The sequence below is a fragment of the Rhodococcus sp. CX genome (genome assembly GCF_015865005.1).
Lineage (GTDB): Bacteria > Actinomycetota > Actinomycetes > Mycobacteriales > Mycobacteriaceae > Rhodococcus.
Genome location: NZ_JADZGH010000057.1, coordinates 2,733 through 17,562, shown reverse-complemented (window position 1 = coordinate 17,562; position 14,830 = coordinate 2,733). Strand labels below are relative to the sequence as shown.

Annotated in this window: 14 protein-coding genes and 1 pseudogene; 6 read left to right on the top strand and 9 right to left on the bottom strand. The window is 67.8% G+C overall.

Translation table 11 applies throughout. From position 1 onward, the window contains the following. From I0Q12_RS32075 to I0Q12_RS05770, 4 genes and pseudogenes are all read right to left on the bottom strand, one after another. Window positions 1–1,826, bottom strand: a pseudogene (locus tag I0Q12_RS32075) (transglutaminase family protein); the annotation flags it as partial. A 185-nt stretch (window positions 1,827–2,011) separates the two neighbouring features. Then, on the bottom strand, window positions 2,012–3,637 hold the full coding sequence (locus I0Q12_RS05780; RefSeq protein WP_197251033.1) for an MFS transporter: 1,626 nt from the start codon (window positions 3,635–3,637) through the stop codon (window positions 2,012–2,014). Window positions 3,638–3,771: 134 nt separating this feature from the next. Continuing rightward, complete coding sequence (locus I0Q12_RS05775; protein ID WP_197251039.1) at window positions 3,772–4,401, bottom strand: hypothetical protein; 630 nt, start codon at window positions 4,399–4,401, stop codon at window positions 3,772–3,774. A gap of 99 nt (window positions 4,402–4,500) precedes the next feature. After that, window positions 4,501–5,121 (bottom strand): TetR/AcrR family transcriptional regulator, encoded by a 621-nt coding sequence (locus tag I0Q12_RS05770; protein WP_197251032.1) that lies wholly within the window; start codon window positions 5,119–5,121, stop codon window positions 4,501–4,503. 47 nt (window positions 5,122–5,168) lie between these two features. Here I0Q12_RS05770 and I0Q12_RS05765 point away from each other — a divergent pair, with 47 nt between their 5' ends. Beyond that, complete coding sequence (locus tag I0Q12_RS05765; protein ID WP_197251031.1) at window positions 5,169–5,687, top strand: FBP domain-containing protein; 519 nt, start codon at window positions 5,169–5,171, stop codon at window positions 5,685–5,687. A 34-nt stretch (window positions 5,688–5,721) separates the two neighbouring features. Here I0Q12_RS05765 and I0Q12_RS32070 read toward each other — a convergent pair whose 3' ends face one another. Continuing rightward, window positions 5,722–6,357 carry a pentapeptide repeat-containing protein gene (locus I0Q12_RS32070; RefSeq protein ID WP_307846048.1) on the bottom strand — a complete coding sequence of 212 codons (636 nt, stop codon included), beginning with the start codon at window positions 6,355–6,357 and terminating at the stop codon, window positions 5,722–5,724. A gap of 661 nt (window positions 6,358–7,018) precedes the next feature. Here I0Q12_RS32070 and I0Q12_RS05755 point away from each other — a divergent pair. Further along, on the top strand, window positions 7,019–7,297 hold the full coding sequence (locus I0Q12_RS05755; protein WP_197251029.1) for a hypothetical protein: 279 nt from the start codon (window positions 7,019–7,021) through the stop codon (window positions 7,295–7,297). Between the two features lie 54 nt (window positions 7,298–7,351). Here I0Q12_RS05755 and I0Q12_RS05750 read toward each other — a convergent pair whose 3' ends face one another. Further along, complete coding sequence (locus I0Q12_RS05750; RefSeq protein ID WP_197251028.1) at window positions 7,352–8,149, bottom strand: SMP-30/gluconolactonase/LRE family protein; 798 nt, start codon at window positions 8,147–8,149, stop codon at window positions 7,352–7,354. Window positions 8,150–8,258: 109 nt separating this feature from the next. Here I0Q12_RS05750 and I0Q12_RS05745 point away from each other — a divergent pair, with 109 nt between their 5' ends. Then, window positions 8,259–9,248, top strand: a complete 990-nt coding sequence (locus I0Q12_RS05745) for an iron-siderophore ABC transporter substrate-binding protein (RefSeq protein WP_197251027.1) — start codon at window positions 8,259–8,261, stop codon at window positions 9,246–9,248. Window positions 9,249–9,290: 42 nt separating this feature from the next. On the opposite strand, the gene I0Q12_RS05740 is transcribed toward I0Q12_RS05745, so the two are convergent. Further along, window positions 9,291–9,929 carry a pyridoxamine 5'-phosphate oxidase family protein gene (locus tag I0Q12_RS05740; RefSeq protein WP_197251026.1) on the bottom strand — a complete coding sequence of 213 codons (639 nt, stop codon included), beginning with the start codon at window positions 9,927–9,929 and terminating at the stop codon, window positions 9,291–9,293. A 39-nt stretch (window positions 9,930–9,968) separates the two neighbouring features. Next, window positions 9,969–10,853 (bottom strand): LysR family transcriptional regulator, encoded by an 885-nt coding sequence (locus tag I0Q12_RS05735; RefSeq protein ID WP_197251025.1) that lies wholly within the window; start codon window positions 10,851–10,853, stop codon window positions 9,969–9,971. Between the two features lie 110 nt (window positions 10,854–10,963). Here I0Q12_RS05735 and I0Q12_RS05730 point away from each other — a divergent pair, with 110 nt between their 5' ends. Both I0Q12_RS05730 and I0Q12_RS05725 read left to right on the top strand, forming a co-directional pair. Continuing rightward, window positions 10,964–12,643, top strand: a complete 1,680-nt coding sequence (locus I0Q12_RS05730) for an acyl-CoA dehydrogenase family protein (protein WP_197251024.1) — start codon at window positions 10,964–10,966, stop codon at window positions 12,641–12,643. Further along, window positions 12,640–13,818, top strand: coding sequence for a CaiB/BaiF CoA-transferase family protein (locus I0Q12_RS05725; protein ID WP_197251023.1), 1,179 nt, complete (start codon window positions 12,640–12,642; stop codon window positions 13,816–13,818). Before I0Q12_RS05730 ends, I0Q12_RS05725 begins: the two co-directional genes overlap by 4 nt. A gap of 25 nt (window positions 13,819–13,843) precedes the next feature. Here I0Q12_RS05725 and I0Q12_RS05720 read toward each other — a convergent pair whose 3' ends face one another. Further along, the gene (locus I0Q12_RS05720) at window positions 13,844–14,329 is read right to left on the bottom strand and encodes an ester cyclase (RefSeq protein WP_197251038.1); all 486 of its coding nucleotides are present in this window, start codon (window positions 14,327–14,329) and stop codon (window positions 13,844–13,846) included. Between the two features lie 166 nt (window positions 14,330–14,495). On the opposite strand from I0Q12_RS05720, the gene I0Q12_RS05715 reads away from it, so the two are divergent. Next, window positions 14,496–14,830 (top strand): TetR/AcrR family transcriptional regulator (locus I0Q12_RS05715; RefSeq protein WP_197251022.1); only part of this gene is annotated, 335 nt, incomplete at its 3' end.

Sequence of the window (14,830 nt, the reverse complement as noted above, 5' to 3'; positions counted from 1 at the left end):
CGCCGCCGGTGCCGGTGTGGGTGCCGTCGACGTCGAAGGACTCGGTGGTCAGCCGCGCGGCGCAGGCCTGCTCGACGGTGGCGATCAGGTCGTAGAAGTGTTCGAGTGCACCCAGGGGCGGCAGGAACACGTGCAGTGCGTCGTCGCGCACCTCGGTGACCAGCGCGGTGGGAATACCGACGGTCGGCGACGCGACGGCAGTCGGTGCGGGTGGCGGCGCCGGCTGGAACAGCAGCGGTGGCCGGTCGTGAAGTGGATCGGCTTCGAACAGTGGGTCCGGTTCCTCCCAGCTCACCGAGCGGATGGGCAGGCGCAGCCCGGCCGGAGAATCGCCCTCGACGAGGACGATGCGGCCGCGGCGCATCGTCCACCGTCCGCTCTGCCACCCGGTGTCGTCGTCTCGGCGCTGCAGCGGGATCACCCACGCGGCCGGGTCGGTGACGGATCGTTCGAGCCTGTCGAGCAGAGCGCGGCGTGCGTCGGGGGAATCGTCGTCGGGTGGCAGTTCCTCGGCGGGGTCCAGGGGCGGGCCGGCCGGCAGCCGCACCCAGCGGTGCAGCCGCGCGAGCGCGTCCTCGTACGCGGGCTGCACCACATCCGGCTGCAATCCGAGCCGGGTGGCGAGCTCGACGGCGAGATGCTCGGCGTCGGCGGGCTGCGCGGACGGCGGGTTCGCCGGATCCCACGGGTCGACGAGCAGCGCGGGGTCGTTCCACAGCGCGCCGCCGTCCTCGCGCCAGAACAGCGCGATCTGCCAGCGCGGCAACGCCTCTCCCGGATACCACTTGCCCTGGCTGCGCATCACCAGGCCGGTCGGCGCGTAGATGCGGCGCAGCCGCTCGGCGAGGTCCGAGGCACGTTCACGTTTGTCGGTTCCGTCGGCTTCGGTGGTCCACTCCGGGTCGCCGTAGCGGTCGATCGACACGAATGTCGGCTCCCCGCCGACCGTCAGCCGCACGTCCGCGGCGGCGGTGCGGGCGTCCAGTGCGGCGCCCGAAGCACAGATGCGTTCCCACTGTTCGTCGGTGTAGGGCAACGTGACCCGCGGATCCTCCCGGATGCGCGTGACGGTGTTCGAGAACGTCAGGGTCGCGGTGCATTTCCCGGTGGCACCGGTGATCGCCGCCGCCGACACCGGGTGCGGGGCAGCGGAGAGCGGAATGTGCCCCTCCCCCGCGAACAGCCCGGAGGTGGGGTCGAGCCCGATCCAGCCGGCGCCCGGCACGTACACCTCCGCCCAGGCGTGCAGGTCGGTGAAGTCGGCGGCGGGGCCGCTGGGACCGTCGAGGGCCGGCTGGTCGGCGGTGAGCTGGACCAGGTATCCGGACACGAACCGGGCGGCGAGACCGAGTTGCCGCAGCACCGACACCATCAGCCACGCCGAGTCGCGGCACGAGCCGACCGCGGTCGCGAGGGTGTGGTCGGGGCTCTGCACTCCCGGCTCCATCCGGACGCTGTATTCGATGTCGCGTTCGAGTGCCCGATTGAGCGACACGAGCACATCGACGGTGCGGATCTCGTCGGGAATATGAAAGTCCTTCAACCACTTCGGACGAGCTCACCGGGTCCCGAGCCGGGTTCGCCCTCGTCCACCGGGCGCAGGTACGGCTCGAGGTCGGCCGCGAGTTCCGGTGGGTACTCCCACCCGAAGTATTCGGCGTAGTCCTCGATGAAGAAGTCGAAGGGGTGATCACTTCCATGTCGGCCACGAGTCCGACGGTGATCGACAGCTTCCCGGCGCGCTCCGGGAAGACCACGCCGGCAAGGAAATTGCCGAAAGCGTCCTGGAATTCCGTCCGATGTTCCAGTGCGACCCTGATGCCCATGAAATCCTCCCGCCGAACGACGACGGCCCGATTCCACCACAGCTGTTCTCGGTGCACGCGACGAGCACGGCGACGCCGTCCGCACGAAATACGAACGGAACATTCCCCACACGAAACCTCGCTTCGGCCGGTGATCACCCCGGGCGACGATCGGATCCTCTCGAAGGAACAGTGTGCCCGGTTTTCTACCCTGCGTCCCCGATCGCCCTGTCCCCGGTCTCCGCGGCCCTGCTCTCCCTGTCCCCGGTCTCCGCGTCCTCGGCCGCATACCGCTCCAGCAGTGCGGTCTCCGCATCACGCTTGGGGAACACGAAGAACACCAGTGCCGCTCCGATCAGCACGATCCCGATCGCGGCGGCATACGCGCGGGTGTCGCCGTCGAGGAACGCCGACCGGGCCGCCGCGAGGATCTGCTGCGCGTACTGCGGATACGTCTCGGCGATGTTCACGGCGCCCGCGAACGACTTCTCCAGGGCGACCTGCGTCTGCTCGCTGACCGACGACGCCTGCGGGCTCGCGGCGATGGTGGACGTGAACGACGCCGTGTACCCGGCGGTGAGCAGCGCACCGAGAATCGACTGCACGATCGCCCCGCCGAGGTCGCGTTGCAGGTCCGCGGTACCCGAGGCCATACCGGCCCGCGCCACCGGCACCGAACCGGTCAGCGAATGCGACGCCGGTGTCCCCGCGAGACCCACCCCGGCACCGAGACACATGTACCCGAGCGCCACTATCCAGTAGTGCGCATCCTCGTCCCACAACACCAGCGCGACGACCAGTCCCACCACGATCGCCACGTATCCGGACAGCAGGGTGAACCGCGAACCCCGCGATTCGACGAGTTTCGCCGAGTGCGGTGCGACCAGCACCATCACCAGCGCCGCGGGCAGCGCCGCCGAACCGGCCGCCAGCGTCGAATACCCCAGCACGTTCTGCAGATACTGCTGACTGATGTACATCGTGCCCATCAACGTGCCGAAGACGATGATGCCCGCGACCGCGGCGACCCAGAAGATGCGCCGCCGCGCGACCTGCAGATCGAACAGCGGATTGTGCGCCCGAAGTTGTCGGAACACGAAGGCGATTGCGGAGGCGAATGCGATCACCAGCGCGGACACGGCGACGGTCTGCAGCCCGTCGACGGGTACGAAGTTGATGCCGAGCACCAGGGAACCGACCAGAACGACCGAGACGATGCCGCCGAGATGGTCGACGGGATCGGTGGACTCGTTGACGTGACTCGGCACGAGTACCCACGTCAGCGCCAGCGCCAGCAACGCCAGCGGGATCGTCACCAGGAACACCGACCCCCAGAAGAACCCCTCGAGCAGGGCCCCGGCGACGAGTGGGCCGAGGGCGGTGAGACCGCCACCGATCGACGACCACAGCGCGATCGCGCGGGTCCGCGCCGGACCCGACCACAACGCGGTGATCAAGGCCAGCGTCGTCGGGAAGGCGAGACCGGCGGACACACCGCCGAGCAGTCGCGCCGCGAACAGTACCTCCACGTTCGGGGCGAACCCGGCCACGAGCGACGCCGGCACCGACAACGACATGCCGAGTATCAGCATGGTCTTGCGGCCGTAGCGGTCGCCGACCGCACCCAGGTAGAGCACCGACGCCGCCAACCCCACCGAATAGCCGACCGCGATCAGGTTCAGGTCGGTCTGGCTGGCGTCGAACGCCTTCCCGATGTCGGGGAGCGCGACGTTGGCGACGGCGAGATTGAGGTTCGCAACTGCCGCTACGAGGATCAGCGATGTGAGCACCAGCGGTGCTCGGGCGGGACGGCCCTCGTCGGGTGTGGTCACGGAACCATGGTGCGCGATTGCCGCTGTCCTCCGCTCGGATTCGGGAGGACGGCTCGGATGATGTGGTTGTGGTGCCGGCGGCTGCGACGGCCGCCGGCACTCGGCGGGGCCGTCCTTCGCGGCCGCCTAATCGTTCACGCCATCTCCGGGACGTGCAGGTGCGCAATGGCGAGTTCGAACTCGCAGGTGTCGAGGACCTCGGCACCCGCTTCCCGTGCCGTTTCGACCCGGATGGCATCGAGACGTTCCCTGTTGCCTTCCATCGCCTCTCTACTGTCGAACGTCAGCGACGACACTCCGCGGCCGGCTGCGCGGTCGAACATCAGGCTGGCGCTGCAGAAACCGGGAAGTTCTTCCATCTTGGGCAGTGCGGCCATCTTCCACAGGTCCACGCCGCGGTCCATGTCGGACGGCTCGGTCTTGACCCACGTGACCCGGCAATACGCCCCTCGCTCAGCGTGGTGGTCACGATGCATGACCGCGATCTCCCACCGCGACACCTCCGTGGTGCCGTGGAAGATCTCGGCGGCGGCATCCCGCAGATCGCGCACCGGTCCCTCGCTCGCGCGCAACGATTCCTCGTCCCGCCACGAACTGGTCGCGATGCAGCGGCCGGAGTCGCGATCGATCAACAGGGACATTCCCATGCATCCCTCGATATCCGTCAGCGCCGGCATCACGGTGTCGCGTACGTGCTTGATTCCGGCGTCGATGTAGGACGGATGCGCATGAATTGTGGTCGAGCGTGCATACACGATCGGCACCCTTCCGGTCAGGGCGGCGCCGACGCGGCGCCGCCGGTCGATTCCCTGTATTCCACAGTGCTCCTCCGCTCCCCCCGCAGGCAATGGCCGCGACCTCCTTCACGGAGCAACAATCTCGTTTCGGATGGCCTCGACGGCGTCCCGGTGTGCGCTTTCGATTTCGGGGGTGGGGCCCGACACCGTGGCCTGAAGGAGAAGCCCTCGGTGGACAGCCAGGATGCGGTGGGCAAGCGATCGCGAGTCCGCAACACCGGCTGCTTCGAGTGCCTGCACCATCGGGGTGACCCATTCGGACACGACGGGAACGACGAATCTTGCGTGAAGATCGTCGTCTCGCGCCGAGGCGGCATAGATCTCGAAGAACATCGCCATCCGAGTCCGGCCCTCGGGAGTCGTTCCCTGGGTCCATGCGAGTTCGAGACCGTCCGCGATGACGTCTGCGACCCCGGTGGGGGTCGCGGCGGCGCTTGCCGGCGCGAGTGTTCGTATCCGGGACAGCAGTGTGCGTGAAGCCTCGAGTTGACCGGTGAGGACTTCGTCGACGATCCGGGATATCAGTTCCTCCCGACTGCCGAAGTGATGCAGCAGGTTCCGCGTCGATGTGCCCAGTTCGTCGGCGAGCGGCCGGAGCGTCAGACCGAAGAGGCCTCGCTCTTGTGCATATCGGACCGAGGCAGCGAGCAGTTCACGTCGACGTGCGTCGTTCTTGGGGCGTCCCACGACGCCGAGTTTATACTACGATCGTTTCATAAACTGGAGGAGGACACGTGAGGCAGCCGACGAGAAGCGAGATCACGGCCAGCTTCGTCAACAGCTCACGCAGCAGAGTCAAATCGGTGTCGTTCCCGGACGACTTCGATCGGACGCCGTGGGAAGACCTGGACTTCTACGGGTGGATCGACCCGCGGGCACCGCAGCGTGCGTATCTGGTCTGCGAGAGCGAGGACGGATTCGTCGGTGTCGAGTTCCGCGTCGCAGGCTCCGATCCGTCCCGCGCACGGGGGGTGATGTGCAATCTGTGCCGGTCCGCCCGGCGGAACGCGGACACGAACCTGTTCACTGCCGCCAAGGCCGGACCCGCCGGGAAAGCGGGCAACAGTGTCGGCACGTACATCTGCACGGACTTCCACTGTTCGCTCTACGTGCGCAACCTGATGTCGCTACCGGACCCGCAGCCGGAGCGCTCACTGCCCACCGAGACCCGGATCGAGAACCTCCGCCATCGACTGGACGGGTTCGTTGCCCGTGTCCTCGGGACGGACGAGGTCACGAATCCGAAGTCGTGACCTCGTCCTCGTGCGGCGCCCGAGGCCTCACCGACTACTCGCGGCACCAACCCGTCGGTACCGACACCGCTGAGGAAATTCGCGTTCTTTCATTGCCCCGGGCGGCGTTGATCTGCGGCTGGGTGAGATACAGAGCGAGGGACAGATCGGCGTCCTCCAACCGGGCATCGCGCAGGTCGGCACCGATCAGATCGACCCCGGCGAGATCGCACCCTCTCAGGTCGGCACCGATCAGAACCGCTCCCCGAAGGTCGGCGCCACACAGCCGGTAGGCACGAAGGTCCGTTCCGGCCAGATCCGCACCGGGGGCGATGCGCGGATGCACACGGCCGCCGTCCGCGAAGTACGAAACCCGCACGTGCGCACTGACGGTCATCAGGACGGCTCGCACCGAGGCATGCACATCGCCCATGTCGGCCGAAAGCAGTTCGTCCACGTCACCGCGAGTCAGGGATACGAGGAAATCGGCGAGTTCCCGAATTTCGTCCTCGGTGTCGGGATCATAGGTACGTTCCTGCGCCTCGAGCAGGTACCACAGCATCTCGTGCAGCTGTTTCAGGATCTTGAACGCGGAGAACATGCGGTCCCGGAGCTCCGGGCGTTCTCGCCAGCTCGTCCCGGAGAACAGTCGTTGCGAGACGACCTGTCCCGCGCCGAAACAGTCGAACACGGTGCATCCGCGAAAACCCCTGGACGGCAATGCTCGATGAATGCTGCATCCGAACGCGGAATCGAGGTGCCGGCACGGGGAGCCGGCGGGCTTGTCCTCGGCGAAGTCCGCCGATCTCGAGAATCCGAAAGCCGTGCAGCACAACGCGAAGCAGCGACCGCAGTCGGCCCGGAAGTCGGTGCGGTCAAGCGCGGTTTCCGTCGTGTGCGCCTCCGACGTGTCGGGTCGGAGTGCGGACGACGTCAGGGATGTACAGGGCGATGAGGTGATCACAGTGAGCTCCGAGAGACGATTCCGATGCATGCGGGAGCCGGGAACCCGGTGTCGGGTTCCCTCCGGGGGCCCACGGAATCACCACCGCACGAAGGCGCGGCTCACCAGCGCGGAAGGTCTGCGTCAAAGCTGCAATGTGTTGTTCACTGCGCACGAACATACCAGCGGCGGCTGCCGATTCGCGAATTCCCGGCCAGGCCGCACAACGCGGAAGGCCCGAAGCTGTCGGAGTTCGAAACTCACCGGTCACGCGCGGACGGAATCGGAGCGTCGTTTGCCGAAAACATCCGATTCCGAAACACAGTGTTCAAAGCGACGCCACATCCCGGCGATCGAAGACCGGAACACTGAAGACCAATGTGAGACGGCACACGGGGAGGACCCGGACATGACTGAGATCGCCTTCGCCCTCGACTTCATCGACACCCGCACCGATCGGCGACCGCGGCCCGTGGCGCCGACCAGACTCCCGGGAGCACACCTTCCGATGCCGGTGCTCGAGTACGCCCCGCCCTCGCCTCGCACCTCGGGTTTCCGAGCCGTCGTCGAGTCGGCGGTCGGCACCGCCTTCTCCGCGACCGTCGCGGTGGCGATGTTGACCGGACTGGCCGGTGCCGGCGCCGCGTCCGCCGTCGCCGGCGCAGCGACCGCGCTGCGCGCCCGCTGAACCTTCGGGAACCGAACGTTCGAGACGTTCACCGCGGCCGCCACCACGCCGAGATCATCCCGGGATGCGGCCGGTCGGAACCTTCGCCTCGGAGACGGGCACACCGGCGACCCCGACGTCGAGACGCAGCAGGGCGCCCGCCGTCGTGACGTAGATGCTCGTGCCGGCGAAGGCCAGCGACGACACGAAACGACCGTCCAGGTCGACGATTTCGTCCAGCTGACCGGCCGGAGTGAATCGGGCGATGCCCCCACCGCTGCCGAGCGCCACCCACACACCGCCCTCGACATCGACGGCGAGTCCGTCGCATTCACCGCGCGGAGCCTCGGCGAACACCGCCGTCGATTCCCCGTCGAACCTGCGCACCCGCGACGCCGCGTACTCGCTGACGTAGGTGGTCGCCCCGTCGGGTGAGAACCCGATCCCGTTGGGCCACAACAGGTCGTCGGCGACGACGCGCACGGATCCATCCGGTGCGATCTTCACCAGTTCACTCGGCGGTGCGGACTCGCCGAGCGCGGGACGATGGCGCAGCACGCCGGCGAGCAGTGACCCGTCCGCGGTGACCGCGATGTCGTTGATTCCGGTGGCGCCGTCCGGCGCGAGGATCGTGACGGTCTCGCCGTCACGGGCGTACGCGAGGTCGCGTCCGCTGACGAGAAGGCCCCCGTCGGCGTGTGCGGCGAGCCCGCCGATCCCGCGGCGGCGCTCGACGACCGTCCGCGTCCCGGAGGAGTTCCAGCGGTACACGCCACCGGTGGTGGTGTCGGCGAACAGCACGGATCCGTCTGCTTGCACGAGCGGGGCTTCGAGCAGTCCCCCTGCTTCGCACACGATGCTCGAATTTTCCATTCCACACATATAGACGATGCGCCGCGGTCCGCGCCCCGGGCACCCTCGGAACCGCACGCAGGTTAGGGTTGCCTCATCGAACTGCCGTGCACACGAGTCGAGGAAATCCATGAAGCGTCGATCCGCCGCGCTGCTCACCGCCAGCGTCACCGCCACCGCCCTCGCTCTGACGGCGTGCGGCTCGAACGACACCGGAGCCGAATCCGACTCCGGTACCGGCTCCGGCGCATTTCCCGCGACCGTCACCACCAAGTTCGGGGACGTCACCATCGATGCGCAGCCCGAACGGGTCGCCGCGCTCGGCTGGGGTGACGCCGAGACCGCACTCGCGCTCGGGGTTCAGCCGGTCGCTGCCAGTGACTGGCTCGCGTTCGGGGGCGACGGCGTCGGCCCGTGGGCGGAGGGGCTGTACACGTCGTCGCCCGAGCTCATCGGCACGCTCGAGCCGTCCTACGAGATGCTCGCGGCGGTGACCCCGGATCTGATCCTCGACACCAAGAGTTCCGGCGACCCGGCCCGGTACGAGTCGCTGTCGAAGATCGCGACGACCGTCGGCGTGCCCGAGGGCAGTGACGCCTATCTGACCTCCCTCGACGATCAGGTGACGTCGGTCGCGACGGCACTCGGCGTGCCGGAGAAGGGCGAGGAGCTGCTGTCGCAGATCGACGCGGACTTCGCGGCGGCCGCCGCCGAGAACCCCGAGTTCGCCGGCAAGACCGTCACGGTCGCGGCCTACACGTCCGACGGCTGGGGCGCCTACGTCGTCGGCGACTCCCGGGTCGATTTTCTGACCGAACTCGGGTTCGTGAACAACCCGCAGGTGCAGGCCACCGAGACGGACAGCTTCTTCATCCCGGTCTCCGAGGAGAACCTGAACCTTCTCGACGCGGACATGCTGATCGTCCTGCCGATCTACATGCCGTCGGAGGAAGTGACGAACAATGTGCTGTTCCAGCAGATCCCGGCGGTGGAGGACGGCCGGTTCCTGGTGCTCGGCAGCGACTCGGACATCTCCGCCGCGTTCTCGACGAATTCGGCGCTGTCGGTGCCGTTCGCGCTCGATGAGCTCGTTCCGCTGCTCGCCGAACGGGTGCAGTGATCCGAGGAGTCCGGTAGTCGGTTCTCGGCAGAGCTCGGTTTCTCAGTAGAGCTCGGCCCGGTAGCGCTCCTGCCGGGCCGGCTCGAGGTCCTCGTGCTTCAGGTTGTGCTGCTCGGCGAGGATGTCGCGCAGCGACGGCACCGACTCGGGCTCGACCCAGGTCTCGGGGTCCCACAGCTTGGCGCGCAGGATCGCCCGCGCGCAGTGCAGATAGGCCTCGTCGATCTGCACGATCACCGCGAGCTGCGCAGGTTTGCCGGACATCGCGAGCTCGGCCAGCAGGCCAGGATCGGACGACAGCGACGCCCTGCCGTTGACGCGCACCACCTCGTCGACACCGGGTACGAGGAACAGGATTCCCACGTGCGGGTTCTCGAGGATGTTGCGGTAGGAGTCGGCCCGCCGGTTGCCGGGGCGGTCCGGGAGCACGAGGGTCTTGTCGTCGGGGAACAGCACCTTGCTGATCAGGTCCCCGCGCGGCGAGCAGTCGCAGTTGCCGTCCGCGTCGGAGGTTGCGAGCACGAAGAATCGCGCCTGCTCGATGTACTCGCGCATCAGCGGCGTCGTGAACGTCGTGTGCTTCTCGAGGATCGCCGGCGTGGGCACCCCGACGACCGCTTCGAGTTCTTCGACCGTCTCGATCCTGGTCCGGACGAGTTCGTCGATCCTGCCGGTATCCACAGGCGTCACCTCCGCCCGAGACCGTACCAAGCCGGGAACCTACGGGAGGTCCATGTCCCGGAGCACGGCGACGACCCGGTGGGCCGCCGGGTTCGGATTGTCGGCGCGCCAGGCCATCGCGATCTCGAGTGGCGGCACCTCGTCCTCGATCGGCCGGTAGACCACGCCGTCCACCCGCACGTGCGTGGTGGAGTCGACGACGACGGCCACCCCGAGCCCGGCACCGACGAGCGCGAGCAGGCTGTAGGGGTCGGGCGCCTCGTGCACCGTCCGCGGGGTGATCCCCGCCTGCGCGCACAGCGCGAACGTCGCCTCCCGGACGCGGGAGCCGTGCGCCGACGGATACATCACGAACGGGTCCGCGGCGAGTTCGCGCATCGCGATCCGTTCCGCGCCGGCGAGCCGGTGCTGCACGGGCAGCGCCGCGAGCAGCGTCTCCCTGCGCACGGTCAGCGTCTCCAGGTCGCCGCCGACCGGTAGCGACACGATCCCGAGATCGATTGCGCTCGAGCGGATCAGCTCGACCGCCTGCCCCGAGTACGTCTGCGGTCGCAGCTCGAGCGCGATGCCCGGATATGCCTCCGCGACGGAGTTGGTCAGTCCCGAGAGCACGGCGTACCCGCCGGCGCCCCCGAATCCGATGCCGACGACGCCGGTCTCCCCCAGCGCCGCCGCCCGCGTCACCGTCCGGCACACCTTCAGTTGCGTCTCGATGATGCGTGCCGGGGCCATCAGCGCCGAACCGGCCGCCGTGAGCCGCACCGACCGCGTCGTGCGCGCGAAGAGTTCGACGCCGAGTTCGCGTTCGAGGGACCGGATGGTCTGGCTCAGCGGCGGCTGCGCGATGTGCAGCCGCTCGGCCGCGCGCCCGAAGTGCAATTCTTCGGCGACCGCCAGGAACGCCTGGATCTGACGAATGTCCACGTCACCCCGCATTGTGTGGTTCTGGATATGAATATCGATCGATTAAGTCTTGGACTCTACATGGTGTGGCGGGTGACAGTGGAGACGATCCTCGAGCCGAAGGGAATTCCATGAACTACGCGCACCGCGACCCCGCGCTCCGGGCCGTCGTTGACCGGTGGATCGACGACGCGGACCGCACGAACACCGATGCACTACTGGACCGGTTGGGTGCCGACACCGCCGATCGTCTCGTCCGGCTCGCGGCGGTCGCCGACAAGAATCCGCCCGTACTTCGCCAATTCGACGCCGACGGGAACCGCATCGACCGGATCGACTACCACCCCGCCTACCTGGAACTGTGTGAGGCGGCGTTCGGCGAGTACGGACTGTCCGCCCTCTCGCACCGGCCCGTCCACGGCTGGGACCGCACTCCCCCGCACGTCGTGAAGTACCTCGCGTCGTATCTGTTCGTCCAGGCGGAGTTCGGCCTCGCGTGCCCGGTGTCGATGACCGACGCCGCCGCCCGCACGCTGCGGATGTTCGGGGATCCGGACGTGTTCGACATCTGGATCGACGGGCTCACCTCGACCGGACCGGACCGGTTGACCGGCGCGATGTTCATGACCGAAACCCAGGCCGGCACCGACATCGCACAGACCGATACCCGTGCCGAGCGTACCGAGACAGGATGGCGCCTGACCGGCCGGAAGTGGTTCGCGTCCAACCCGGACGCCGACGTGATCATCACCCTCGCACGATTCCCCGGTGGAGATCCGGCCTCGACCCGCGGCGTCGGAATGTTCATGGTGCCCAAGCATCTTCCGAACGGCGACCGCAACTCGTACACGATCGATCGACTGAAGGACAAGCTGGGCACGAGGTCGATGCCGAGCGGGGAGGTCACCCTGCACGGCGCCTACGCGCTGCAGGTCGGCGAGCTCGACCGCGGGTTCCGGCAGATGACGGAAATGCTCAACACCTCGCGGTTGTCGAACGCGATGCGGTCGGCCGGGCTGATGCGCCGCGCCGTCCGCGACGTCTTCGGCAAGCCCCTCTTCGACCAGCCGCTCATGCGCGCAACCCTGCTGCCGCTGCTGCTCGAGGCCGAGGGCGCACTCGCCGTCATCGGCTACAGCGCCGACTGCCTGCAACGCGCCGACGCCGGCGACGCGGACGCCACGACCCTGATCCGGATCCTCACCCCCATCGCCAAGCACTACGTCTGCAAGAGGGCCCGGAGCGTGACCGGCGAGGCGATGGAAATCCGCGGCGGCAACGGCTACATCGAGGAGCGGGACTTCGCCCGGCTGGTCCGCGACTCGCATCTCGGTTCGATCTGGGAGGGTTCGTCGAACGTCATCGCGCTCGACGTCCTGCGCTGCATGCGCAAGCAGAACGCACACCGCGCACTCGCCGCGACCATGCAGGCCACGCTCGCCGCCCTCGCACCGGACTGCCGGCCCGGGGCGCAGATCCTCACCGACCTGTGGGGCTCGCTCGCGGCAACCGGCGACGATCTGCTCGCCGGCGACGATACCCGCGCGCAGGTCGAGATGGCGCGCTACACGGATGCGCTCGCCCGGGCGGTCACAGCCGTGCAGCTCTACGATCTCGCGTCGCACCGCATCGACCGCTGCGGCGACCACCGGTCGCTGCTCGTCGCCAATGCGTATCTCTCCGACCTGCGATCGGAGACGAATACCACTGCGCTGCAACACCTCGAGGCGATCGTCGACGGCACCGCCGTCGACGCGGAGACCGCGCGGGCCTCGGCACCGCGGACCGACCTGACAGGAGCAGCCCGATGACGTATCCCACCGGCCCCGCCCCGCTCGCCGGGATCAAGGTCGTCGACCTGTCCAAGATCCTCGCGGGACCGTACGCGACGATGTCGTTCGCCGATCTCGGCGCGGACGTCGTCAAGATCGAACATCCCGACGCCGGTGACCCGACGCGTCAGTGGGGTCCGCCGTTCGTCGGCGACGACGCCACCTACTACCTGGCGGTGAACCGCGGGAAGAAGTCGGTGGCGCTCGATCTGAAGTCGGAGTCCGGGCAGGAGATCGTGCACCGCATGCTCGAGGACGCCGACGTCGTGGTCGAGAACTTCCGGCCCGGCAGCGGCCTGCAACGGATCTTCGACTACCGCGCGTTGTCCGAACGTCACCCGCACCTGGTTGTGCTGCACATCTCCGCGTTCGGCGAGGTGGGTCCGCGGCGCGACGAGCCGGGCTACGACATGGTCGCGCAGGCCGCCGGTGGGCTCATGTCCCTGACCGGTGAACCCGGCGGCCCGCCGATGAAGTCCGGGTACGCGATGGGCGATCTGGGCGCTGCCCTGTTCGGCACGATCGGGGTGCTCGCCGCCCTCGTCGAGCGGGCCCGGACCGGACGCGGCCAGTACGTGACGACGTCCCTGTTCGAATGCCAGCTCGCGATGCACGTGAACTGGGCGACGAACTGGTTCGCCGACGGCAAGCGGCCGCACGCGCTCGGTTCCGCACACCCGAATCTCGCTCCGTATCAGGCATTTCCAGCACAGGACGGCTATTTCGTCGTCGCGGTCGGCAACGACGGACTGTGGGACCGGTTGTGCACCGCGATCGGCCGTCCCGACCTGGCCGAGCGCACCGAGTTCTACCGCAATCGCGATCGGGTCGAGAACCGGGAACTGCTCGAAAAGGAACTGACGGACGCGTTCGCGGACGGGACGGTCGAGCACTGGATTGCGGTCCTCGAGCAGCACGGTGTGCCGGTATCAGCGATCCGCCACCTGGACGAGATCTACGACGACCCGCACACCGAGGCGATCGGGATGATCGGCACGGTCGATCACCCGTCAGGGCCGTTGCACCAGATCGGCTTTCCGGTCAGTTTCGCCGGCGAACGTCCGCGACTCGGGTCGGCGCCGCCCGCGCACGGCGAGCACACCGACGAGGTGCTCGGTGCGCTGAGCAGGGACGGCGCCGCGACGTCGGCGTAGCCGCCGGGGAGCAGCGCACAGCCACTCACGCACTGTGTGCTGTTTCCTTGTGCGCCTTGTGTTTTGCGAGCGCGTTCCGGATCATTCCGGCCGGGGTCGGAGGGATCCAACCGGCTTGCCGGGCCATGCCCAGGTCGTCGCGATCCGCCCAGTGCTCGACGAGTTTGCCATCGGCGATGCGCAGCCAGTGGGTTTGATGCACCGCGAAACTCTTGCCGGTCGGCGCGAAGACTTGATCGACCCGGCCACGCTCGTCGTAGGTCACGAACGGCCCGACGTGCCGGGCCGTCATGACGGTGTCGAGGACGACGACGTCGTCCTCCTCCACGGCGTGGACGACTTCGTGGCGGAAGTCGCCGAAGGCTTCACGCAGCCACAGGGCGGTGGCGTAGAACCCGTCCGGACCTGGGACTCTCGCTGCGGGCGGCTCGGTCCGGGACTCACGGTTGATCGCCTCGGGGGCCACGAGCCGGTCGAAAGTATCGCGATCACCGTCGGCCATCATGTGCATGAAGCGCGCAGCGACGGACTTGTTCTCCGTGGAGGAGGTCGTGTCGGCGACGTCCGGGACGGATGGGGCCGAAATGGAATGATTGATGTTCACGGCGGCTCTCCCTGCCGTTGAGTGAAGAATTGGATACAGTGAGTCAGTATCCAAATACAAGTATGGACCCGCGATGCCGAAAGTCAATGGGAAACGTCGCTACGATGCGTCGGGGCGCCGGGAACGCGCGCAACAGACGCGTCTCTCGATCCTGCGGGCGGCCCAGAACTTGTTCGAGGATCGCGGGTACCGCCCCACGACGGTGACAGCGGTGGCCCAGTGCGGCGGCGTGGCACCCGAAAGCGTCTACAAGATCTTCGGAACCAAAGCAGGCTTGGCGAAGGCCGTGTTCGACTACACGATCGCCGGGGACGACGATCCGGTGCCCGTCATCGAGCGGTCCGAAACGAAGGCGATCTTCGCCGAACCGGATGTGCGGAAGAAGATCACGATGTATGCGGACCAGAT

Bases quoted from the DNA above. Each gene is read 5' to 3' on its own strand.
- I0Q12_RS05745 (WP_197251027.1), top strand. From the start codon at position 8,259: ATGAAGCGTCGATCCGCCGCGCTGCTCACCGCCAGCGTCACCGCCACC.
- I0Q12_RS05725 (WP_197251023.1), top strand. From the start codon at position 12,640: ATGACGTATCCCACCGGCCCCGCCCCGCTCGCCGGGATCAAGGTCGTC.
- I0Q12_RS05750 (WP_197251028.1), bottom strand. From the start codon at position 8,149: ATGGAAAATTCGAGCATCGTGTGCGAAGCAGGGGGACTGCTCGAAGCC.
- I0Q12_RS05720 (WP_197251038.1), bottom strand. From the start codon at position 14,329: ATGCACATGATGGCCGACGGTGATCGCGATACTTTCGACCGGCTCGTG.
- I0Q12_RS05755 (WP_197251029.1), top strand. From the start codon at position 7,019: ATGACTGAGATCGCCTTCGCCCTCGACTTCATCGACACCCGCACCGAT.
- I0Q12_RS05730 (WP_197251024.1), top strand. From the start codon at position 10,964: ATGAACTACGCGCACCGCGACCCCGCGCTCCGGGCCGTCGTTGACCGG.